The sequence below is a fragment of the Pseudomonas sp. UME65 genome (assembly GCF_014170225.1).
Taxonomy (GTDB): domain Bacteria; phylum Pseudomonadota; class Gammaproteobacteria; order Pseudomonadales; family Pseudomonadaceae; genus Aquipseudomonas; species Aquipseudomonas protegens.
Map to the genome: position 1 here is coordinate 330,112 of NZ_LZZQ01000005.1, position 22,079 is coordinate 352,190.

At 62.2% G+C, this 22,079-nt stretch carries 23 protein-coding genes, 1 tRNA gene and 1 pseudogene; 11 read left to right on the forward strand and 14 right to left on the reverse strand.

Annotated elements, in window-relative coordinates; genetic code table 11:
- Positions 1-3: 3 nt before the first annotated feature.
- A complete protein-coding gene (gene fdhD / locus A9971_RS05005; RefSeq protein WP_053152588.1) occupies positions 4-831 on the forward strand; it encodes a formate dehydrogenase accessory sulfurtransferase FdhD in 828 nt (275 codons plus the stop codon).
- A gap of 72 nt (positions 832-903) precedes the next feature.
- Here fdhD and moaE read toward each other — a convergent pair whose 3' ends face one another.
- The 5 genes from moaE to moaA are packed head-to-tail and all read right to left on the reverse strand — an operon-like array spanning position 904 to position 4,065.
- Entirely contained in the window at positions 904-1,362 is a 459-nt protein-coding gene (moaE, locus tag A9971_RS05010) for a molybdopterin synthase catalytic subunit MoaE (protein ID WP_183000957.1), read from the reverse strand.
- Between the two features lie 2 nt (positions 1,363-1,364).
- Positions 1,365-1,616, reverse strand: a complete 252-nt coding sequence (gene moaD / locus A9971_RS05015) for a molybdopterin converting factor subunit 1 (RefSeq protein ID WP_011062001.1) — start codon at positions 1,614-1,616, stop codon at positions 1,365-1,367.
- Positions 1,613-2,095: a cyclic pyranopterin monophosphate synthase MoaC gene (gene moaC / locus A9971_RS05020; RefSeq protein ID WP_036996513.1), complete on the reverse strand. Its 483-nt coding sequence runs from the start codon at positions 2,093-2,095 to the stop codon at positions 1,613-1,615. The genes moaD and moaC overlap by 4 nt, the downstream gene beginning before the upstream one ends.
- 26 nt (positions 2,096-2,121) lie before the next feature.
- Complete coding sequence (locus A9971_RS05025) at positions 2,122-3,021, reverse strand: bestrophin family protein (RefSeq protein WP_011062003.1); 900 nt, start codon at positions 3,019-3,021, stop codon at positions 2,122-2,124.
- A 45-nt stretch (positions 3,022-3,066) separates the two neighbouring features.
- Complete coding sequence (moaA, locus tag A9971_RS05030; RefSeq protein ID WP_041752364.1) at positions 3,067-4,065, reverse strand: GTP 3',8-cyclase MoaA; 999 nt, start codon at positions 4,063-4,065, stop codon at positions 3,067-3,069.
- Positions 4,066-4,521: 456 nt separating this feature from the next.
- Here moaA and A9971_RS05035 point away from each other — a divergent pair, with 456 nt between their 5' ends.
- From A9971_RS05035 to A9971_RS05050, 5 genes are all read left to right on the forward strand, one after another.
- A complete protein-coding gene (locus A9971_RS05035) occupies positions 4,522-6,846 on the forward strand; it encodes an FdhF/YdeP family oxidoreductase (protein ID WP_011062005.1) in 2,325 nt (774 codons plus the stop codon).
- A gap of 128 nt (positions 6,847-6,974) precedes the next feature.
- Entirely contained in the window at positions 6,975-8,396 is a 1,422-nt protein-coding gene (locus A9971_RS05040) for a cytochrome ubiquinol oxidase subunit I (RefSeq protein ID WP_065363305.1), read from the forward strand.
- A gap of 16 nt (positions 8,397-8,412) precedes the next feature.
- A complete protein-coding gene (cydB, locus tag A9971_RS05045; protein WP_015636145.1) occupies positions 8,413-9,429 on the forward strand; it encodes a cytochrome d ubiquinol oxidase subunit II in 1,017 nt (338 codons plus the stop codon).
- On the forward strand, positions 9,416-9,547 hold the full coding sequence (locus tag A9971_RS32835) for a hypothetical protein (RefSeq protein ID WP_015636146.1): 132 nt from the start codon (positions 9,416-9,418) through the stop codon (positions 9,545-9,547). Before cydB ends, A9971_RS32835 begins: the two co-directional genes overlap by 14 nt.
- Entirely contained in the window at positions 9,540-9,695 is a 156-nt protein-coding gene (locus A9971_RS05050) for a DUF2474 domain-containing protein (protein WP_015636147.1), read from the forward strand. The genes A9971_RS32835 and A9971_RS05050 overlap by 8 nt, the downstream gene beginning before the upstream one ends.
- 58 nt (positions 9,696-9,753) lie before the next feature.
- On the opposite strand, the gene A9971_RS05055 is transcribed toward A9971_RS05050, so the two are convergent.
- The 3 genes from A9971_RS05055 to A9971_RS05065 all read right to left on the reverse strand — a co-directional run bounded on the left by A9971_RS05055 (position 9,754) and on the right by A9971_RS05065 (position 14,473).
- Complete coding sequence (locus A9971_RS05055) at positions 9,754-10,728, reverse strand: Dyp-type peroxidase (protein ID WP_015636148.1); 975 nt, start codon at positions 10,726-10,728, stop codon at positions 9,754-9,756.
- Positions 10,729-11,054: 326 nt separating this feature from the next.
- Complete coding sequence (locus A9971_RS05060; RefSeq protein ID WP_183000958.1) at positions 11,055-13,328, reverse strand: FdhF/YdeP family oxidoreductase; 2,274 nt, start codon at positions 13,326-13,328, stop codon at positions 11,055-11,057.
- Between the two features lie 251 nt (positions 13,329-13,579).
- On the reverse strand, positions 13,580-14,473 hold the full coding sequence (locus tag A9971_RS05065; RefSeq protein WP_011062011.1) for a DMT family transporter: 894 nt from the start codon (positions 14,471-14,473) through the stop codon (positions 13,580-13,582).
- Positions 14,474-14,605: 132 nt separating this feature from the next.
- Here A9971_RS05065 and A9971_RS05070 point away from each other — a divergent pair, with 132 nt between their 5' ends.
- Positions 14,606-15,043, forward strand: coding sequence for an Lrp/AsnC family transcriptional regulator (locus A9971_RS05070; protein WP_011062012.1), 438 nt, complete (start codon positions 14,606-14,608; stop codon positions 15,041-15,043).
- A gap of 409 nt (positions 15,044-15,452) precedes the next feature.
- On the opposite strand, the gene A9971_RS05075 is transcribed toward A9971_RS05070, so the two are convergent.
- Positions 15,453-16,124 (reverse strand): Bax inhibitor-1/YccA family protein, encoded by a 672-nt coding sequence (locus A9971_RS05075; protein ID WP_011062013.1) that lies wholly within the window; start codon positions 16,122-16,124, stop codon positions 15,453-15,455.
- A gap of 123 nt (positions 16,125-16,247) precedes the next feature.
- Between A9971_RS05075 and A9971_RS05080 the strand changes: the two genes are divergently transcribed.
- Positions 16,248-16,335 (forward strand) — tRNA-Ser (locus A9971_RS05080).
- Positions 16,336-16,608: 273 nt separating this feature from the next.
- Here A9971_RS05080 and A9971_RS05085 read toward each other — a convergent pair.
- Both A9971_RS05085 and A9971_RS05090 read right to left on the reverse strand, forming a co-directional pair.
- Positions 16,609-16,773 (reverse strand): annotated as a pseudogene (locus A9971_RS05085) (IS5/IS1182 family transposase); the annotation flags it as partial.
- Positions 16,774-16,893: 120 nt separating this feature from the next.
- Positions 16,894-17,409, reverse strand: a complete 516-nt coding sequence (locus A9971_RS05090; RefSeq protein ID WP_183000959.1) for a hypothetical protein — start codon at positions 17,407-17,409, stop codon at positions 16,894-16,896.
- Between the two features lie 350 nt (positions 17,410-17,759).
- On the opposite strand from A9971_RS05090, the gene A9971_RS05095 reads away from it, so the two are divergent.
- Both A9971_RS05095 and A9971_RS05100 read left to right on the forward strand, forming a co-directional pair.
- The gene (locus A9971_RS05095; protein WP_183000960.1) at positions 17,760-18,443 is read left to right on the forward strand and encodes an SOS response-associated peptidase family protein; all 684 of its coding nucleotides are present in this window, start codon (positions 17,760-17,762) and stop codon (positions 18,441-18,443) included.
- Between the two features lie 243 nt (positions 18,444-18,686).
- Complete coding sequence (locus A9971_RS05100) at positions 18,687-18,998, forward strand: hypothetical protein (RefSeq protein ID WP_259652344.1); 312 nt, start codon at positions 18,687-18,689, stop codon at positions 18,996-18,998.
- Between the two features lie 132 nt (positions 18,999-19,130).
- Here A9971_RS05100 and A9971_RS05105 read toward each other — a convergent pair whose 3' ends face one another.
- Complete coding sequence (locus A9971_RS05105) at positions 19,131-19,631, reverse strand: DUF2514 family protein (RefSeq protein WP_183000961.1); 501 nt, start codon at positions 19,629-19,631, stop codon at positions 19,131-19,133.
- Positions 19,628-20,233, reverse strand: a complete 606-nt coding sequence (locus A9971_RS05110) for a glycoside hydrolase family 19 protein (RefSeq protein ID WP_183000962.1) — start codon at positions 20,231-20,233, stop codon at positions 19,628-19,630. The genes A9971_RS05105 and A9971_RS05110 overlap by 4 nt, the downstream gene beginning before the upstream one ends.
- Before the next feature lie 397 nt (positions 20,234-20,630).
- Between A9971_RS05110 and A9971_RS05115 the strand changes: the two genes are divergently transcribed.
- Positions 20,631-21,407 carry a hypothetical protein gene (locus A9971_RS05115; RefSeq protein WP_232643403.1) on the forward strand — a complete coding sequence of 259 codons (777 nt, stop codon included), beginning with the start codon at positions 20,631-20,633 and terminating at the stop codon, positions 21,405-21,407.
- A gap of 3 nt (positions 21,408-21,410) precedes the next feature.
- Here A9971_RS05115 and A9971_RS05120 read toward each other — a convergent pair whose 3' ends face one another.
- Complete coding sequence (locus tag A9971_RS05120) at positions 21,411-22,067, reverse strand: HD domain-containing protein (RefSeq protein ID WP_011062090.1); 657 nt, start codon at positions 22,065-22,067, stop codon at positions 21,411-21,413.
- Between the last annotated feature and the right edge of the window lie 12 nt (positions 22,068-22,079).

Genomic DNA, 22,079 nt, shown 5'->3' on the forward strand with positions numbered 1-22,079 from the left:
GTCATGGTTTGCCGGATCGAACAAACGGAGCAACAACCCGAGGCCAATGCGCCGGCGCCGGCGCCGCAGCGGGTGTCCTATCGCGAGTACAGCGCCGACGGCCCGATGGCCGAGGCGCCGCTGGCCGCCGAGATCGCCCTGGCGATCACCTACAACGGCCTGAGCCAGGCGGTGATGATGGTGTCTCCGGGCAACCTGGAAGACTTCATTCGCGGCTTCAGCATCACCAACGACATCGTCAATGACCTCGGCGAAATCTACGACATCCGCCTCAGCCACTTCCCCCAGGCCTGCCAGGCCGACGTGGAAATTTCCAGCCGGGCGTTCTGGGCCCTCAAGGACCATCGCCGGCAAATGGCCGGCACTAGCGGCTGCGGCCTGTGCGGAGTGGAGGCCCTGGAACAGGCGCTGCCGCAACTGCAGATCCTCGAACCCGCGGCCCTGCCACCTGCCGAACACCTGCAGGGCCTGCGCGAGCGCATCGAACAGGCCCAGCACATGGCCCGCAGCAGCGGCGCCCTGCATGCGGCGCTGTACTTCGACGAACAGGGCGAGGTGCGCCTGTGCCAGGAAGACATCGGCCGCCACAACGCCCTGGACAAGCTGATTGGCGCGCTGCTGCAGGCCGGGATCGATGGCAGCCGGGGCTTCACCGTGGTCACCAGCCGTTGCAGCCTGGAACTGATCCACAAGGCCGTGCGCGCCCGCCTCGGTACCCTGGTCAGCCTCTCGGCGCCGACCGCACTCACCGTGCAATGGGCCAACAAGCATCGCCTGAACCTGATCCACGTCCCCCACCGCAACGCCCCACGTATCTACAGCCCGGTGTAAATGCACCACGCCGGATGACATGCATCCGGCGTGGCTAGCCCCTTCCCTCAAGCCTCTGTCAGCGGCATAAGCTCAACGTTCTACACCCCAACGTTCGGCCGCCTGCCGGTCGCTCTCGCGACCGTCGATCCAGCGTTCGCCGGCCGGGGTGACTTCGCGTTTCCAGAACGGGGCGCGGGTCTTGAGGTAATCCATGATGAAGGCGCAAGCCTCGAAGGCCGCTTGGCGATGGGCGCTGGCCACCCCGACAAAGACGATGGGCTCACCCACCTGCAGCAACCCCACCCGGTGCACCAGGCTCACCCGGTTCAGCGGCCAGCGCGCCTGGGCCTGCTCCACGATGCGCTGCAGCGAGCGCTCGGTCATGCCCGGGTAGTGTTCAAGAAACAGGCTGTGCACCGCCTCCCCCAGGTTGAGATCGCGCACATAACCGATAAAGATCACCACGCCGCCGACGCTGGCGTCGCCGGCCTGCAAGCCGGCATTCAACTGGTCGAGGCTCAACGCCTGGGTCTGCACCTGGATGCTCATGCTCAGCCTCCGGTCACTTGCGGAAAGAAGGCGATTTCATCGAAGTCCTCGATGGCCGCATCGAGCTTGCACAGTTCCTGGTTCAGCGCGCACATCAGGCTGTTCTCCCCCAGCACCTGCGCCCAGGTTTCACCCCGGGCCATCAGCCGCTGGCGCAGGTCCTCGACGGTGCGCAGGCTGGCATCCAGGGGCAGTTTCTCGCCACCGCAGCCCAGTTGCTCACGGTAGCGGGCAAAGTAGTTGACCAGAATCATCGGGCCTCTCCTGCGATAAAGGTGCCGGACTTGCCGCCCTGCTTCTTCAGCAGGTGCAGCCCTTCGATGACCATGGCGCGGTCCACCGCCTTGCACATGTCATAGATCGTCAGCGCCGCCACGCTGGCGGCGGTCATGGCTTCCAGCTCGACCCCGGTGGCGCCGTTGAGCCGGCAGCAACTGGTGATCTGCACCCGGTCCGGCGGCAGTGCCTGCAGTTCGATGTGGATCCCGGTGAGCAGCAACGGGTGGCACAGGGGGATCAGTTCGTGGGTCTTCTTTGCCGCCATGATCCCGGCGATGCGCGCCACGGCGAACACATCGCCCTTGGGATGACCCTGGTCCTGGATCAGTTGCAGGGTGGCCGGGAGCATGCGTACCCAGGCCCGAGCCTGGGCCTCGCGCTCGGTAGCGGCCTTGCAGGTGACATCCACCATGCTGGCCCGGCCCTGGTCGTCCAGGTGAGTGAGTTCATTCATGTAAAACCTCAGATAACAACAGTGGATCAGCTCAGGACATAGTCCACCGGCTCCAGCGCCGGCGGCAGTTCGGTGGCCCCCAGGGCTTCGAGAATCTCGCGCTCGATGTTGCGCACGATGGCGCTCAGCGGCAGGTCGTTCTCGTCGTGGCCGAAGGGGTCTTCCAGCTCGTCGCCAATGGCGTCCAGGCCGAAGAAGGTGTAGCTGACGATGGCGGTGAAGATCGGCGTCAGCCAGCCCAGGGGCTCGGCCATGGCAAAGGGCAGGAGGATGCAGAACATGTAGCTGGTGCGGTGCAGCAGCAACGTGTAGGGAAACGGCAGCGGCGTGGCCTTGATCCGCTCGCAGGTGGATTGCGCGCCGGTGATGGCCGCCAGTTGATTGGCCAGCAGCAGGTAGCGCCATTCGCTGAGCCGCCCCGCCTGGGCCTGGTCCGAACACTGGCGCGCGATCTGGCGCAGCAGGCTGTCCGGCAGGTTGCTGGTGCTTGCCGGCGGCAACTGGCTGAGCCAGGTTTCGGCAGCGCTCAGTTCATCTTCGCGGCGCAGCCGGGCCTTGAGGGCATGGGCGAAACCGCACAGGTCACGCAGGATCGCGCTGCGCGCCCGGGTGTCTTCAAGCACCTGGGTTTCGCGGATCATCGAGCGCACCTCGGTCACCACCGTGCCCAGGGCCTTGCGCGCTTCGTACCAGCGGTCGTAGCAGGCGTTGTTGCGAAAGCTCATGAAGATCGACAGCGACAGGCCGAGCAAGGTGAACGGGGTGGCATTGACCTTGGAGAAATACGCCGGGTGCAAGGTCTCGATCAGCACGATGGCCGAGGCCAGCAGGGTCACCAGCAGGCTGCGCAGGGCGATGCGCTTGGCAATCGACCCCTTGAGGGAAATCAGCACGCTGATCAGGTTGGGTTTGGATCTGACGATCATCGGGGTAGAACCTTTGCACAATGAAAAGCCGTGATGAGCAGCGGTTCAGCCGCCGGTCATGTTCATGAAGCGCACCACCTGCACCTCGTCGTTGAGTTCGAAGTGATGGCTGTAGGGCTTGAGCTTCATCGCCTCGACTATGGCCCGCTGCAGGCGCCCGGTATCGCCGGGGTGAGCGCGCAGCACGGCCTTGAGGTCCACCGAGTGCTCGTTGCCCAGGCACAGCAGCAAGCGGCCTTCGACGGTCAGGCGCACGCGGTTGCAGGTGCCGCAGAAGTTGTGGCTGTGGGGCGAGATGAACCCCAGGCGAATGTGCGGCGCCTCGGCCAGGCGCCAGTAGCGCGACGGGCCCTGGGTCGACTCGGCGGACTCGATCAGGGTGTAGCGCTCGGCGATCCGCTCGCGAACCCGGGCACTGGAAAAGAACGCATCGCTGCGGCTGTGTTCGCTGATGGTGCCCAGGGGCATTTCCTCGATAAAGGAGATGTCCAGGCCGCGGTCGATGGCAAAGGCCACCAGTTCGTTGATCTGCTGGTCGTTGCGCCCCTTCATCACCACACAGTTGAGCTTGGTGCGCTCAAAGCCGGCGGCAATCGCCGCATCGATGCCGGCGACCACCTGGCCCAGCTCGCCGGTGCGGGTCAGCTGCCGAAACAGGGTCGGGTCCAGGCTGTCGAGGCTGATGTTCAGGCGCTTGACCCCGGCGTCGAACAGCGGCGCGGCCAGCTTGCCCAGTTGCGAGCCGTTGGTGGTCATGCACAGCTCCCGCAGCCCGGGCAGCCGGGCAATGTCCCGGCACAGCTGGACCACCCCGGGGCGGATCAGCGGCTCGCCGCCAGTGAGGCGGATCTTGCGGGTGCCCAGGGCCACGAAACGTTCGGCCAGCTGGTACAGCTCTTCCAGGGTAAGAATGCGTTGGCGCGGCAGGAACTGCATGTCCTCGGCCATGCAATACACACAGCGGAAATCGCAGCGGTCGGTCACCGACATGCGCAGATAGTCGACCCGCCGAGCGAAGCCATCGAGCAATACCTGATCTGACATCCGAGCCTCTTTCGACGGTGGGAATCCATCGCGATTAGTTGAAGTTCTTCCACACAAGCACCTGCAGAAGGTGTTATTGGCGGCAAGATTAAAAGCCATTAAAAACCCCGTCCAATCGCTATTAACAACTGGCTGATCAATACAATCTATCGTTCCTCAAATCGCTTCCCACAAAGACCGAAACAAACAATCAAGCATTTGATATATATAGGTTTTTAACGGTGATAGAGGCTTTCGATCAGCCGGTCATTAATTGCGATTAGACAGCGGCCACGGGTGACGAATAGGCTTTATTCGTGGCCCATATAACGAGCCCTGAACGTTACTCCACGCCAATAAGCAATACCGAACTCAAACAAGTTCACAACAACCGCATTTAGCCTGTGCAGTCAAACAATCACTGACATCGATTCAATGTCGGCCGGTTGCCTGCGTGCGCTGTATTGGAGAAATATCATGAGCGAAGTTGATCGATACAAACCCTACAAGGGCGCCGCTGCCGGTTGGGGGGCGCTGATCGCAGTGACCAAGAACTGGCTGGGCAGCGAGAATGCCTTCAAGAACATCCGCGCCATGCTCAAGACCAACCAGAACGGCGGCTTCGACTGCCCCGGCTGCGCCTGGGGCGAGTCGCCGGAAAATGGCATGGTCAAGTTCTGCGAGAACGGCGCCAAGGCGGTCAACTGGGAAGCCACCGGGCGCCTGGTGAACCCGGCCTTCTTCAACAAATACACGGTCTCGGCCCTGGCCGCGCAGAGCGACTACTGGCTCGAGTACCAGGGCCGCCTGACCCACCCCATGCGCTATGACGCCACCCAGGACCGCTATGTGGAAACCACCTGGGACGAAGCCTTCGACCTGATTGCCAGCCACCTCAAGGGCCTGGACTCGCCCAACCAGGCGGAGTTCTACACCTCCGGCCGGGCCAGCAACGAGGCGGCCTACCTGTACCAACTGTTCGTGCGCGCCTATGGCACCAACAACTTCCCCGACTGCTCCAACATGTGCCACGAGGCCAGTGCCGTGGGTATGTTCGAAAGCGTCGGCGTGGGCAAGGGCACGGTGGTGTTCCATGACCTGGAACAGGCCGACGCGATCTTCGTCATCGGCCAGAACCCCGGCACCAACCACCCGCGGATGCTCGAGCCACTGCGCGAGGCGGTGAAACGCGGTGCCCAGGTGATCTGCTTCAACCCGCTCAAGGAACGTGGCCTGGAGCGTTTCCAGCATCCGCAGCACCCGCTGGAGATGCTCACCAACGGCTCCGAGCCCACCTCCTCGGCCTACTTCCGCCCGGCCCTGGGCGGCGACATGGCGGCCTTTCGCGGCATCGCCAAGTTCCTCCTGCGCTGGGAGCGCGAGGCCCTGGCCAACAATGGCGAAGCGGTGTTCGACCGGGCCTTCATCGCCGAACACACCTCGGGCCTGGACAGCTACCTGGCCGAGGTCGATGCCACGTCCTGGAACCACATCGTCGAGCAGTCCGGCCTGAGCCTGGCCGACATCGAGCTGGCCGCGCGCATGTACCGCAAGGCCAAGCGCGCGATCATGTGCTGGGCCATGGGCCTGACCCAGCACACCCACTCGGTGCCAACCATCCAGGAAGTGATCAACGTGCTGTTGCTGCGGGGCAATATCGGCCGTCCCGGCGCCGGCCTGTCGCCGGTGCGCGGCCACAGCAACGTGCAGGGCGATCGCACCATGGGCATCAACGAACTGGCGCCCACCGAGCTGCTGGATGCCCTTGAGGCGCGCTTCGGCTTCAAGCCGCCCCGGGAGCACGGGCACAACACGGTGATGGCGATCTCGGCCATGGAACAGGGCCGGGCCAAGGTGTTCATCGGCCTGGGGGGCAACTTTGCCCAGGCCACTCCGGACACCCCGCGCACCCACGCGGCCCTGCGCAACTGCGAGCTCACCGTGCACATCGCCACCAAGCTCAACCGCAGCCACCTGGTGACCGGGCGCGAGGCGCTGATCCTGCCGTGCCTGGGCCGCACCGATATCGACATCCAGGCCAACGGCCCGCAAGGCATCACCGTGGAAGACACCTTCAGCATGGTGCATATCTCCCACGGCCAGCTCAAACCCAAGTCGCCGCACCTGCGTTCGGAACCGGCGATCATCGCCGGCATCGCCAACGCCACCCTGGGCCAGCACCCCATCGACTGGCTGTGGGCGATCGAAGACTACGGGCGCATCCGCGACCTGATCGCCGACACCATCCCCGGTTTTTCCGACTTCAACCTCAAGCTGCTCAACCCCGGCGGCTTCCACCTGGGCAACGACGCCAGCCAACGGCGCTGGAACACCGCCACCGGCAAGGCGCGGTTCATCCCCAGCGAGCTGCCGGAACACCTGGTCAGCGCCGGGGTGCGCAAGCTCAAGGTCAAGCCCGACCTGATCCTGCAGACCATGCGCTCCCACGACCAGTACAACACCACCCTGTATGGCCTGGACGACCGCTATCGCGGGGTCTACGGCATGCGCGAGGTGCTGTTCGCCAACGAGGACGACATCCGCCGGCTGGGCTACGAGCCGGGGCAGAAGGTCGACATCGTGTCGCTGTGGGATGACGGCCGGGAACGCCGGGTCAGCGGTTTCACCCTGATCGCCTACGACATTCCCACCGGCCAGTCGGCCGCCTACTACCCGGAGACCAACCCCCTGGTGCCCCTGGAAAGCTACGGCGACCGCACCTACACGCCGACCTCCAAGTTCATCGCCATCCGCCTGGAGCCGGCGGCGGCCAGCAACCTGATCCAGTCCGTCGGCGTTTGACCCGGCCGGAGCGGCCAAGGCGCCGCTCCAGCCTGCCCCGCGCAGCCTTTTGCCGTACGCCGCGAACCCGGGTTCACGGCGGCCGGAAGGCGCCTGCGCGGGCCCCCAGCCATTACGAGGGTTTCGTCATGTTTCATCTACAGGCACTCGACCTGGCGCGCATCCAGTTCGCGTTCACGGTCTCGTTCCACATCATCTTTCCCGCCATCACCATCGGCCTGGCCAGTTTCCTGGCGGTGCTCGAAGGCTTGTGGCTCAAGACCCACAACAGCACCTACAAGGACCTGTACCACTTCTGGTCGAAGATTTTCGCCGTCAACTTCGGCATGGGCGTGGTTTCCGGGCTGGTCATGGCCTACGAGTTCGGCACCAACTGGAGCCGCTTCTCGGACTTCGCCGGGAGTATCACCGGCCCTCTGCTGACCTATGAAGTGCTGACCGCGTTCTTCCTCGAAGCGGGCTTTCTCGGGGTCATGCTGTTCGGCTGGAACCGGGTGGGTCGCGGGCTGCACTTTTTCGCCACGGTGATGGTGGCCATCGGCACCCTGATCTCGACCTTCTGGATCCTCGCCTCCAACAGCTGGATGCAGACGCCCCAGGGCTTCTCCATCGTCGATGGGCGGATCATGCCCATGGACTGGCTGGCGATCGTCTTCAACCCGTCCTTCCCCTTCCGCCTGATGCACATGGCGATTGCCGCATTCGTCGCCACGGCGTTCTTCGTCGGATCGAGCGCCGCCTGGCACCTGCTGCGGGGCAACGACACGCCGCCGGTGCGCAAGATGCTGTCGATGGCGCTGTGGATGGCGCTGATCGTGGCACCGATCCAGGCGGTGGTCGGTGACGCCCATGGCCTGAACACTCTGGAGCACCAGCCGGCGAAGATCGCCGCCATCGAAGGCCACTGGGAAAACCACGGCAGCGAACCCTCGCCCCTGGTGCTGTTCGGCATTCCCAACATGGACGGCGAGAAAACCGACTACGCCGTGGAAGTGCCCTACCTGGGCAGCCTGATCCTGACCCACAGCCTGGATAAGCAGATCCCGGCGCTCAAGAGTTTCCCCAAGGAGGACCGGCCCAACTCGGCCATTGTGTTCTTCAGCTTCCGCATCATGGCCGGCCTGGGCATGTTGATGATCCTCACCGGGTTGCTGGGCCTGCTGCTGCGGCGCAACGGCGGGCTGTACCGCAACCGCCTGTTCCTGCGCCTGGTGCTGTGGATGGGCCCCAGCGGCCTGATCGCCCTGCTGGCGGGCTGGATCACCACCGAAGTCGGGCGCCAGCCCTGGGTGGTGTACGGTCTGCTGCGCACCAGCGACGCCGCCTCCAACCACAGCGTGGCGCAACTGAGCATCTCCCTGGCGCTGTTCGTGGTGATCTACTTCTCGGTGTTCGCCGTGGGCATCGGCTACATGATGAAGCTGGTGCGCAAGGGCCCGCAGCCCCACCACGAGCATCCGCCCAGCACTGCGCCCGGCCAGGAGCCGACTCCGCGCCGGCCGCTGTCGGCCATCCCCGAGACCTTCGCCACCGGCGACCACCACCTCTGAAACAAGGGCAACCAACATGACGATTCAAGGCATAGACCTGTCATTGATCTGGGGCGTGATCATCGCCTTCGGGGTGATGATGTACGTGATCATGGACGGCTTCGACCTGGGGCTGGGGATCCTCTTTCCGCTGATCCCCGATGCCCGGGAGCGGGACGTGATGATGAACACCGTGGCCCCGGTGTGGGACGGTAACGAGACCTGGCTGATCCTCGGTGGCGCGGCGCTGTACGGCGCCTTTCCCCTGGCCTATTCGGTGATCCTGGAGGCCCTGTACCTGCCGCTGATCTTCATGCTCGCAGGGCTGATCTTCCGCGGCGTGGCCTTCGAGTTCCGCTTCAAGGCCAGCCCCGAGAAACGGCACATCTGGGATTGGGCGTTCATCGGCGGCTCACTGCTGGCGACCCTGTGCCAGGGCATCGTGATCGGCACCTATATCAGCGGCATCCCGGTGGTCGATCGGCAGTTCGCCGGCGGCACCCTGGACTGGCTGGCACCCTTCCCGCTGTTCTGCGGCCTGGGGCTGATCGTGGCCTATGCGCTGCTGGGCAGCACCTGGCTGCTGGTCAAGACCGAAGGCATGCTGGAAGCGCGCATGCGCCACTACACCCGGCCCCTGGCGTTCGCGCTGACCGCGGTGGTGGCGGTGCTCTGCGTGTGGACCGCGCTGCTGCACCCGGAGATCGCCAACCGCTGGTTCAGCCATGCCCATATCGTGATCTTCGGTGCGCTGCTGGTGCTGGGGCTGGCGGCACTGTGCGGGCTCCTGGGCACTTTGCGCCAGCACCATTCCCACTGGCCGTTCGTGTTCACCCTGGTGCTGGTGTTCCTCGGCTACATCGGCCTGGCGTTCAGCATCTGGCCGAACATAGTGCCGCCGTCCATCAGCCTGTGGGAGGCGGCTTCACCGCTGTCCAGCCAGCTGTTCATCCTGATCGGCACCCTGTTCATCCTGCCGGTCATCCTGATGTACACCTGCTGGAGCTACTACGTGTTCCGCGGCAAAGTGAGGATTGGCGATGGCTACCATTGATCGAGCAACACCCCTGCCCTGGCACAAGGCTGTGGCGCAACTGAGCCTGCTGTTCATCGGCGCACTGCTGATGCTCGCCTGCAGCGGCGCACTGATGCTGGAGCTGGCGCATGGATAGGCTATCGACGCGGCCGCCACGGCCGGCATCCACCTGGCAGCGGTTGCTGTGGATGGGGGGTATCTGGCTGGCCAGTGTGGTGGGCCTGGGGCTGGTGGCCGGCGTGTTGCGGCTGCTGATGCAAGCCGCCGGCATGCACAGCCACTGAGCAGGGGCGATAACGCCTGCAACCCCGGCCCGCAATAGCGGGCCGGTTTTTTTTGCGCCTACAGGCCGGTGGGCGCGCGCTCGGCCAGGTCTTCCAGCAGGTCGGCGGAGGGCACGAAGAACAGCCCGCCGGTGACCGCGGTGCTGAAGTCCAGCAGGCGATCGTAGTTGCCTGCAGGGCGGCCGACGAACATGTTCTCCAGCATCTGCTCCACCGGCCGTGGCGAGCGGGCGTAGCCGATGAAATAGGTGCCGAACTCCCCGGCGCCCGGGCGGCCGAACGGCATGTTGTCACGCAGGATCTTCACCTCCTCGCCGTTCTCTTCCAGGGTGGTCAGGGAGCTGTGTGAGCAGCTGGGTTTCACTGCATCGTCGAGTTCGATATCCGACAGTTTGGTGCGGCCGATGATGCGCTCCTGGGCCTCCACCGTCAGTTCGTTCCAGGCGGTCATGTTGTGCAGGTACTTCTGCACCAGCACGTAGCTGCCATTGCAAAACTGCGGGTCCTCGTCCCCCACCAGGGTGAAATCCACCGCCTCGCGGCCTTCCGGGTTCTCGGTGCCGTCGACGAAGCCGACCATGCTGCGCATGTCGAAATAGCGGAAGCCCTGGACCTCGTCCACCACCTTGATCGAATCCCCCAGGGGCTTGAGCAACTGCGTGGCCAACTCGAAGCACAGGTCCATCTGTTCGGCACGGATGTGCAGCAGCAGGTCGCCGGGAGTCGATGGCGCGCGGCGCCCCTCCACGCCCACCTCGATGAACGGGTGCAGCGACGCCGGGCGCGGGCCGCCGAACAGGCGGTCCCAGGCGCTGGAGCCAAAACCGCAGACACAGGACAGATTGCCCCCCGGGACGCGCTTGCCCACCGAACGGGTCAAGGCGGCGATATCGGCGCACCAGTCGCGCACGGTTTGCGCGGCAGCGGCGCCGGGCGCCAGGGTGGCGACGATGAAGATCGCGCTACGGGTGATGGGATTGCAGATGGCTTGGGGCTCGGGCTTGCGCTCGGCCAGGGAGGACGGCTGGGTCATTATGGGTTCCACAGGCTGCGGTCGGAAAAATCACCGACAGGAAAATAGCAGATTGTGACCTTGGCCAGGGAGATTGCTCCCCCTGGAAGGTGCCGCCCTCCCACTCACCGAATCCCCGGGCCATCAAGCATCTCTGGCCTTGCACAGCGCACGACCCTGTAGCCGCTGCCGAGCCTGCGAGGCTGCGCAAAGGACCGCAGGGCCTTGCTTGGCGATCTCCCGCCGGGCATCAGCGTTTTCCGGATCGCCGCGGCCGCTACGCGACCGTGCGCAGCCTGCGGCAGCGGCTGCACGAGTCGCGAGGCGGTGTGGCGCTGTGGCTCCGTTCAAGCGGGGCTTGAGCGCAACACTCGCACCGGCACCGATTTGTAGGACGGCGTGCCGCTGTCCACGTCCAGGTAGTCCAGGGGCACCAGGCGGTTGGCTTCGGGGTAGTAGGCGCCCACCGTGCCATTGGCGATCTTGTATTCGATGGCGGTGATCTTCTCGTAGCGCAGCCGGCGCCCGCCGATCACCGTTTCGATGTCCACCAGGTCGCCATGGGCCAGGCCCCGGGCGGCCAGGTCCGCCGGGCTGATGAACAGTACGTCGCGGCGGCCGAACACCCCGCGATAGCGGTCGTCCAGGGCGTAGATGGTGGTGTTGTACTGGTCGTGGCTGCGCAGGGTGATCAGCCGCAGCACATCGGCGCCGTCCACTTCCTTGTCCTCATGCAGCCCGGGAAAGACGAAGAATTCGGCCTTGCCCGAGGGCGTCAGCCACTGCCGCTCGGCTGCCGCCAGGGGCATGCGGAAACCACCCGGCACGCGAATGCGGGCGTTGTAGTCGTCAAAGCCGGGCACGGTCTGTTCGATCAGGTCGCGGATCTTGTCGTAGTCGGCCACCAGCTCCAGCCAGGGCACGCGGCTGCCCGGCAGGGTGGCCCGGGCCATGCCGGCGACGATCGCCGGTTCCGACAGCAAAAACTCGGAGGCCGGCGCCAGCTTGCCGGCCGAGGCATGCACCATGGACATCGAGTCTTCGACGGTGATCGCCTGACGCAGGCCGCCCTGCATATCCAGCTCGGTACGGCCCAGGCAGGGAAAGAGGAAGGTTTCCCGGGCCACCAGCAGGTGGCTGCGGTTGAGCTTGGTGGCGATGTGCACGCTCAGGTCCAGCTTGCCCATGGCCGGGAAGCACTGGCCCGGGTCCGGCAGGGCCACGGCAAAGTTGCCCCCCAGGCACAGCAGGGCCTTGGCGCTGCCGGCGATCATCGCCTGCATGGCTTGCACCGCATCGTGGCCGTGATGCGCCGGCGGGGTGAAGCCGAAGGTCTGCTGCAGCTTGTCGAGAAAGGCCGGGGAAGGCTTCTCGGTAATGCCCACGGTGCGGTTGCCCTGCACGTTGGAGTGGCCGCGCAACGGGCAGATCCCCGCCCCCGGCTTGCCCAGGTTGCCCCGCAGCATCAGCAGGTCGCAGATCAGCCGGACATTGGCCGTGCCTTCGTTGTGCTGGGTGATGCCCATGCCGTAGGTGACGATGGTGGCGTTGGACTTGGCATAGGCCGCGGCGACCATTTCCAGGTCCGCCTGGTGCAGGCCGCTGGCCTGCTCGATGTCTGCCCAGGCGGTGGCATGCAGGTCCGCCGCCAGGGCCTCGAAGCCCTGGGTGTGCTCGGCGATGAATGCCTGGTCCAGGACTTGCCCCAGGCTGTCCTCCAGGGCCAGCAGCGCCTTCATGATGCCCTTGATCGCCGCCGCGTCGCCGCCGGCCTTGACCTGGAAGTACGACGAGGCGATGCGGGTGGAGCCGTAGGTGGCCATCTCCACCATGTTCTGCGGGTCGGCGAACCGCTCCAGGGCGCGCTCGCGCAAAGGGTTGAAGACCATGATCGGCACCTTGCGCCGCGAAGCTTCATGCAGGGTGCCCATCATCCGCGGGTGGTTGGTGCCGGGGTTGTGGCCGATGGAGATGATCAGCTCGCAGAGGTCGAAGTCCTCCAGCGACACCGTGCCCTTGCCGATGCCAATGGACCGCGGCAGGCCGACGCTGGTGGGCTCGTGGCACATGTTCGAGCAGTCGGGAAAGTTGTTGCAGCCGTATTCCCGGGCGAACAGCTGGTACAGGTAGGCCGCTTCGTTGGACGCGCGCCCGGAGGTGTAGAACTCCACCTGCTCGGGCTGCAGGCTGCGCAGGATCTCGCCGATGCGGGCAAAGGCGTCCTGCCATGCCACAGGCTTGAAGGTGTCGCTGGCGCGGTCGTAGACCAGGGGCTCGGTCAGGCGCCCGAGGTCTTCGAGTTCGTAGTCCGAACGCTGCAGCAATGAGGTCACCGGATGCTGGGCGAAGAACGCCGGGGTTACCCGCTTGTTGGTGGCCTCCCAGGTCACCGCCTTGGCGCCGTTTTCACAGAACTGGAAGGTCGACTTGTGCTCCTTGTCCGGCCAGGCGCAGCCCGGGCAGTCGAAGCCGTCGGGCTGGTTGGTGCGCATCAGGGTCAGCGGCGCCTTGAGGGTGTCCATCTGCTCGCGCACCGCGGTCGCAGTGGCCTTGAGCGCCCCCCAGCCACCGGCGGGACCATCGTAGTTGCGGATTCCGGGAACCTTGCGTCGAGTACTCATGAGCGCTCCAGGGCCGGCCCGGCGCTGCACGACGCGAACCGGTGGTTGCGGGTGACCGAGGCGCGCCAGGGCAGGATGCCCAGGGGCCTGGATCAGGGGGCAAGTGCGCTGGAAAAGCCTCAGCGCAGGGTAAAATCTAGCCCTGCGGGTTGGCCTGTCAAGGCCAGGCGCCGACCGGTACAGGGCCCATGCCAGGGCCCCGGCCAGGCCCGGGGGAGCCTATTGCAGGCCCCCGCCAGAACCTGTAGCGCCTACTGCAAAACGCTGCGCCGGCGCTTGAGGGTCCAGCCCTGCTGCATGCCGGCCGCGGCCAGCAGGATCGCCCCCACGCCCACCCATTGCAGCAGCCCCAGGCGGTGTCCGAAGGCCACCCAGTCGACCAGGATCGCCGCAATCGGGTAGATGAACGACAAGGCGCCGGTCAGGGCCGTCGGCAGTTTCTGGATCGCCCCGTACAGCAGCACGTACATCACCCCGGTATGGAGAATGCCCAGGGTCAGCAGGCTGGCCCAGGCGCTGGCCTGCTGGGGTGGCGCGCCGAGGTTGGCCCAGGGCGCCAGCAACAGCACCCCGGTGCAGACCTGGATCAGGGCGATCAGGTGCGGCGGCGTGCCGCTCAAGCGCTTGATCAGCAGCGCGGCGAAGGCGTACAGCGCCGCCGCGCCCAGGGCCAGGGCAATGCCCAACAGGTAGTCGCCACCCTCCTCGCCCTGGCTGCCGTGGGCACTGACGATGGCCAGCATTCCGGCGAACGACAGGCCCAGCCAGAACAGCTTCTGCGGGGTGATCTTTTCTCCCAGGAACAACGCCCCGAGGGCCACCAGAATGAACGGCTGAACGTTGTACACCGCGGTGCCGATGGCGATCGAAGCCCGGGAGTAGGAGCCGAACAGCAGCACCCAGTTGCCGACAATGGCCACGCCACTGAGCACCGCGAGGATCAAGGCGCGCTTGCTCAGAATGTTCTTACGCAAAAAGCCGAAAGCTCCACAAATCAGCAGCAAGGTCCCGGCGCCGAACAGGCACCGCCAGAACACCACATCCAGCACCGGTTGCCCGGACACCAGGACGAACCAGCCAATGGTTCCGGAAATCAGCATGGCAGCGGTCATTTCCAATGATCCGCGTCGGGTTTGTGCATCCATCATCAGGCTCCTTTGCAAGTGGGCAAATTATGCCCAGCCAGCAGAGCCCATCGCCAGATCAAAACCTGGGCTAGAATCGATTCAGACCTTTTTTATCAAGGCCAAAGAGCCCATTCACCTAACGAGATCGCCATGCTGGATGCCATCGACCAAACCCTGATCAGCGCCCTGATGCAAGACTCGCGACGCTCCCTCAAAGCCCTGGCGCAGATCAGCGGGCTGTCCGCTCCCAGCGTCTCGGAGCGCTTGCGCCGGCTGGAAGAACGCGGCGTGATCAGCGCCTATACCCTGGAGATCGACCCCAGGTTTCTCGGTTACCAGTTGCAGGCCATCGTCCGCATCCGCCCCTTGCCGGGCAAGTTGCAGGAGGTCGAACGGCAGATCCTGGCGATTGCCGAGTTCACCGAATGCGACAAGGTCACCGGCGACGACTGCTTCATTGCCCGTCTCCAGGTGCGCTCCATGGAACAACTGGACAGCCTGCTGGACCACCTCAATCACTACGCCGAAACCAACACCGCGATTGTCAAGAAATCGCCGATCAAACGGCGCCTGCCGCCTCTGGAATAGGCAGCGGTCCGGACCGCTTTCCAGGTCCGAAAAAACGCCTCGCAGGCCCTCCAAAGGCGCGAAATGAAGAAGCTCTGACAGGGAAAAACCCAGAGTTTTGGTTGTAGGCTCATGCCTGCTGAAACCCAGAACCCATGGAATCGATGCCCTCCATTCAAATAACCTATGACCCTCTCCGGGCCTTGATTGGAATACACACCCTTCTGCGCCCCGGCGCCTTGGCAGCGCCGGACGGAACGCGAACAGCGAACCCTGCGGCCAGCACTGTTCAGCGCACTGGCTATCTCCCATCTGCTGACCACCGCACAGCTACAGGTATGAGCGCGTCGAAAAGCTGGACAGCCAAAGAAAACCTGGGCAACAAAAAGCCCGCCGAAGCGGGCTTTTTTCAATGGCTCAGCACCTGTGATCAGTCATCGCGACCCATGATGCCGAACAGTTGCAGCAGGCTGACGAACAGGTTGTAGATCGATACATACAGGCTGATGGTGGCCATGATGTAGTTACGCTCGCCGCCGTGGATGATGGCGCTGGTCTGGAACAGGATGCACACCGAGGAGAACAGCACGAAGCCGGCGCTGATCGCCAGTTGCAGGCCGCTGATCTGGAAGAACAGGCTGGCCAGCACGGCGCCCATCAGGACGAAGAAACCGGCGGTGATGAAGCCGCCGAGGAAGCTCATGTCCTTGCGGGTGATCAGCACATAGGCCGACAGACCGCCGAATACCAGTGCCGTCATGGCAAAGGCCGAGCTGACCACTTCGGCGCCGCCCTGCATGCCCAGGTAGCGGTTGAGAATCGGGCCGAGCAGAAAGCCCATGAAACCGGTCAAGGCGAAAGCCGACACCAGGCCCCAGGCCGAGTCACGGAGTTTGTTGGTGAGGAAGAACAGACCGTAGAAGCCGATCAGCACCACGAAGATGTTCGGATAACCGACACGCATCTGCTGTGCCACATAGGCCATCACCCCACTGAACGCGAGGGTCAGGGCCAGCAGGCCGTAAGTGTTGCGCAGGACGCGGCTAACCTCTAGCTGCTCGGCCTGCACGCCGTTGTTAACTGCGTAATCCTGTTCGCGCATGGCGACACTCCTGTTGGGGGAAACATTTAGTGGCATGGATGATAACAGAGGCTCTGTAACTCGCGACGCAGAGAGTTTGACAGTGTGTTTCATTCGGGTATTATGGCGCCCGCAATGCGATCTGGAGGTGTGGCCGAGTGGTTTAAGGCAGCGGTCTTGAAAACCGCCGACTGTAACAGGTCCTAGAGTTCGAATCTCTACGCCTCCGCCAAATCTCAACGAGAAAGCCCTGATTATTCAGGGCTTTTTTGTGTCTGGGGGATTTTCCAGGCGGCGCTTCTTGAGCATCGTTACAAAACTATTTAGTAATCGTTGCAAAACTCTCCCTTCCCCGGCGTCCTGCCAAACAAAAAACACCCCCAATTGCTACTCAACGCGACACCACCACGATTGCGCATATAGAGCTCCGTCGACCTCCTCAATGCCATTGATGTTCATCCCGAGCTGAGCCATGCCGTTGATCCTGGCATTAAGCAGTGGCGGAAATGGTTGCATCAACGATGGTACCTTGACGCAGCGACAGGCCTTTTTCCTGCAACGCGAGGATCGCAGGTGTGAGCGGATGCTTCTCCAGCAAGTGCCGGAAGTTCATGATCGTGGTGTCTTCGGGGATCGGCGCGCTGAGCGTCAGGCGTGCGAACTGGCGCATGGGCGGCTCGGATCAGGTAGTCAGGCGTATTTCAGCACATCTGCGGACTTGTTCGGAGAATCCATAAAGCCGGGGACGACCGCGAGCCCCTGACTACTGGGCCTCGCGATCGCAAATCAACTAGCCAATAATGATATTCGGTCCATCACCAATATCAGAGGTCGGATTTGTGGGTTTATAAGTGAGCGAGACAATGCTCAGGGTATTTTGGAGCGTCTGCGTGCCGTTCCCGTTCGTCACTGTGGTGTGGCAATTGATTTGAGAGCAAGTAAGAGGGTTGGGATCACACTTCTTGTCTTCACCGACCTCAACCCGACCACACCTGAAAGTCATGGTCCGGTACGGCGTGAAAGTTTGTGGGTCCCACCACTGCACGTTCAGGATCTCGTCTTTCGTGCCACCACCATTCCTCACATTATTGAGTGTGATGGTGAACTCCGCCGACTCGACGGGAAAGCCCGTGTTGTTCATCAAATATGGAGCGCAGTCGTAGCTCACGTCTTTGCTCTGATTGACTTTCACTGTAACGGGCATTGACATGTGGATCTTGATTTTATCCTTGTCGTAGAGGGTGACATCTTTGCGAGCAGGTGATGCCTCTAGTTGCGAGCCTGTTTTTTTGGCTGATTCAGACATTCTAATTTCCTTATTTTCTTATTTCCTTATTTACTGAGACTCTTGATAAGAGCCTCTCCCTGTTACTCGAATCCAATCTTTGGATACGCCCTGTCGATTAAAGCTTGGTAAAACCCCCATGTCAAAATTTGCAAATAGTATTCTAAACAAGAGTTTTCAAACTTCTATCCGCTATAAATAATTGCTCCCCCCCTATCGCCAACAGCAATAAAAACCAATTCAAATAGCACTCGCCTTTTTGCTAGACACATGAACCAGAAACAGAAATCAACAAAGCCCCCCCCTTTAGGTCGGCAGATACCTGAAGGTATTCGTGGAAAGCTACGCTGAGAGCAACCGAGGACACAGCCATGTGTGGAAGACTCTCTCAGTACCGCGGCATCCATGACTTCGTCGCAGCCCTGAGCATGCCCGGGGCCCTGATCAATAACGTCGGTGATCAGCCCCTGGGGCGATACAACGCGGCGCCGACGATGCAGCTAGCCCTCTTCCACGTCGCCGAAGACAAACTACACGCCGACGCCGTGCGCTGGGGTTGGAGGCCACATTGGGCCACCGACCGCGCCGCGCCGATCAATGCCAGGGCCGAGAACGTGGCCCACGGCCCGTTCTTCCGGCAAATCTGGCCACACCGCGCTATCTGCCCGATCGACAACTGGTTTGAATGGGTGGACGAAGGCGGACCTAAGAAACAGCCCTACTTGATCAAGCACCGCAACGGCTCCCCCATCCTCTGCGCCTCAATCGGACAGTTGCCTGGCCAGGACCGAAGCGAGCACGAAGGCTTTGTGATCATCACAGCGGATAGCGAAGGGGGAATGGTCGACATCCACGACCGCCGGCCTGTGGTCCTTGCACCAGACCTGGCCCGGGAATGGCTCGATCCGGCAACGCCGAAGGAACGCGCCGAACAGATGGCGTTGCACCAAGGCGAATCGGCCAACTCCTTCAAGTGGTTCAGGGTATGCACCGCGGTCGGAAACGTGCGGAATCATGGGCCGGAACTGATCGAGCCATTGGTGACGCCGCCATAAGCCTGTTCACACTTCAGCTCATTTGAACAGCCTGAAAATCACCAAGCCTAGAAAAATTTAGAACGCCTTGCGTTCATTCGCTGATGGTCTTAACTGTTCGATGCAGCAAACGTACTAAATCAAAAAACTTGCGACATGCATGTATTTCCTTCAGCACCAACAAAAGTTAGCCCCCGCGACTCAATCCAACTATTGAAGTCAGCAGTAGCAAGCCTGCAAGTTCTTTGAATAGGGAGCCAACTCATGGAACAATCAATCCAAAAAAGGAATATAAATATGAGCATATCTATCACGAACGCAGGAAGCAGAGAGATCCAAGTTGCAGTCAGTACTTGGAGCACAGATAGCGACATCAGTGATGCCTATTACTCTCTGGCACCCGACAAGGGTGACAAATGGAAACGTAACGACCCAAGAGGTTACTTAATGACTGTAAAAGGCCAATCCCAACAAGGCGTATATTACATTGCCTTTGACAGCGAAATTTTCATAGAAGACAGCCTTGTAAAGGATCGCGGAAAAACTATCACCAAGCTCGCGCTGGAAGCTCAATAACATCGAAGAATCTTTAAACTGACAAACACACCACTAATGACCAACATTGCACATGATGTTGGTCATTTCAGTGCGGGGTACGCTGAGCATGTACGGGAGAAATTCAGTGCCCTTTCCTCTAAGCCAAGATAGTTATTTCCACACCCCATCATAAGCCTGTTCACACGTCACTCCCCTGCTCCGGCTCTGATCAGCAGTTGCTGCCAGGTCTCCCGCTCGCTGGTCAGCGCGCTTGAGCAGGTCGGCAAGCACCAGGGCTGTGCGGGTTGCTGCCGCGCTTGCGGCGGCAGTGCAGGAATTGCTGCTGGGCGTACGCTTGAGGCGCTCGGTGAGATCGTCGACGGTCCGCTGCAGGCTCCCAGCAGCAGCGCGAGCGGTAACAGCGTCAGCGATTGCACTATCGATTTTCCGTTGTCCATCCTGCACCGCCTTGTTGATTGAATTCTGCCGATCCTGTTCTTTGTCGCGCTCTGCGCGCTCATAGATAGCCCAAGCCTGCTTATCGCCGGCGTCACGCGCATTCCAACGCGCCTGCCACTCTGCGCTCTCGTTCGACCGTCCGTGCTGATAGATCCCCCAGTAAGAGGCAAGCACCAGCACCAGCAGGCCGCCACGTAACAGCCAGGCGCTCACGCCAGCACCTTCACGGCCAGATCACGCAGGGCCACCCGTTCGGCATGGCCAGTCAGCCCGCCGTTGATTGTCCTGGTGATCTTCGCGAACTGCCCAGAGTCGGCCAGTTCGTTGAGCCCATTCGACTGCCAGAACCAGCCGGCGACCAGAGCTGCAGCCTCTGGTTGCTCTACCAGTTCAGGGTGATTCACTAAGTCCAGGCCCAAGGCAGCGGCGGCGGCTCGGTAGTTGTTCGCTCCGGTCAACTGGATCAGGCCGCGGCCCCGGTACTTCCAGCCATCACCTGGCAGCGTGTTACCCATACGGCCGGCGTAGACGATGTTCGCGATCTGCTCAGGCTTGCGGGCCACCTGGGCAGCCAGGGCTGCGTCGAAACGGTTCGGCCAGACTGCCCGCAGCCGATCAGCGCTGTAGTTCCGATTCTCGACCATGCGCGTCAACTGCCCCGACTCATGCCCTACCTGGGCAATGAACGCGGCCATCCGCACAGGCGAGTTGATCTTGAAGCGCGCCATCGCCGCATTCAGTGCAGGCAAAAAAAAGCCCGCGACTTGGCGGGCTTGAGGGAGGATCTGCAGCAACTGCTGCTCGGTGATCGGCATTTAATTTTCTCCAGGCAATAAAAAACCCGCTCAGGGCGGGCGCATTCGAACGCTTCAGTTACAGCTGTGGATTGAACGGGTACTGCTGTAACCCGCCTCCGGCGTTCTGCCGACCCAGCCCCCCCCTACAGTTCGTCGGCGCAAATCGCGCCGTGCTCAAGTTTCGAATACTGTATATATATACAGAAGCCAACTCGCGTCAGCACCGCACACACTGGAGGCACCGCAACAGCCGATTGTCTGCTTCCCCTCACGCCCCTGGAGCGAGGCAGGAACTCCATACGTATCAAGCGAGACACCACGGCTTTTCAAGAAAAGTGGCGATATGGCGGCGGTCATATGCCTCGGGCCATTTCGGCCCGCACTCAAGCACGCACTTCACTTAAGGATGAGCAGCATGAACGATGATTTGAAGCAGTCAGGCTCTACTACAACCTCTCAGACCACCACCTCGCTGGAGCAGGTGAAAACCGGAAGGGTCTTGGATTTCACCTGGGCACCTAACGCCAACACCACGACCACCACGGTATCAGCGGACTTTGTCGACTACCGAGTCGATACAGCCCAAGGCAGCCCTACCGGGGACAGCCACTCCATAGCACGCTTTACCTATGTCCAGGGCAAAGGCGGCGGCCAGATCAGCCAGCTGTTTCTCGAGGAGATGCGTGCCGGTGTACGAGCCAACACCCAGATCGGGCTGATGGTGGGACGCAAATGGGTCATGGACCCCAACGGCGAAGTCTCGGGCAGCATCGGCACCTATGTGGTCGAACAATTCGATGACATGCGCGCCAGTGTCAATTATGTCGGCTCCTTCGCCCGGGTCTTCGCCGACCCCAGGATGGTCAGCTACCACGCTGGGGGCCATGTGCACCCCAATGTCTCGATCACCGGCAGCAGGCCCCTGACCATGGCGGATTCAGGCAAGTCGATCCTGGTCATTAGCGACACCGACGTCACGCTCACGATAGGTGACGATGTGACTGAAGGGTTCAAGGCCACTCTAATCCAGGCTGCGGCAGGCAAGATCAACATCGCGGTATCGAGCAGCCACATGATCTACAGCAACGCAGGGGGCCGCACGCGCACGCTCAATCCCCTGGATGAGCTGGAAGTCAGTACTTTCCCATTCGGCCCGGTGTTCCTGGCCTTCCGCGTCAGGCCTACGGCCTGACGATTAATCGGGAGCTCCGATCTCCTCCATGAATCCGTCCAGGAAATCCTTCAGGCGCGCATGCCTGACTGCCGCCAACCGCGCCCCTTCGACCGTCTGAAATCCGGAGGCAAGGGAGAGTAGCTTGGTGTGGAAGTGCTCAATGGTAAAACGCTTGTCTTGATAGGGCCTGCCGATGGCGGTGGGGTTTGTGATGTCGTACAGCGCAGAGCCCATTCGCCCAGCGATGTAGAAACAACGGGCGACTCCGATCATGCCGATGGCGTCCAGGCGGTCGCTGTCCTGAAGGATCCTGGCTTCCAGGGTGAGGGGTTCGACGCCCGCGGAGAAGCTATGAGCCTGGACCGCGTGGGCAACAAGCTCAATACGCGGGGCAGGCCAGCCCATGCGCTGCAGAATAGACGCTGCTTTATTGGCCGAAAGAGTGGATGCCTGCGACCGCAATGGCGAGTTTTTCTCGACGGCCACGCAATCGTGCAAGAGGGTTGCGGCAAGCAACGCCTCCAGGTCCCCACCTTCCTTGTCCTGCAGGCGCCGAACATTCATCCAGACCCGATGAATATGAGAAAGATCGTGAGAGCCGTCCGTGCTGTCCTCAGGCAGGAAAGCGAGCAAGTCGGACGCCAGGCTCTGGTAAGGAAAAAACGGCTCTTCAAGCATTTCATGGCTCCA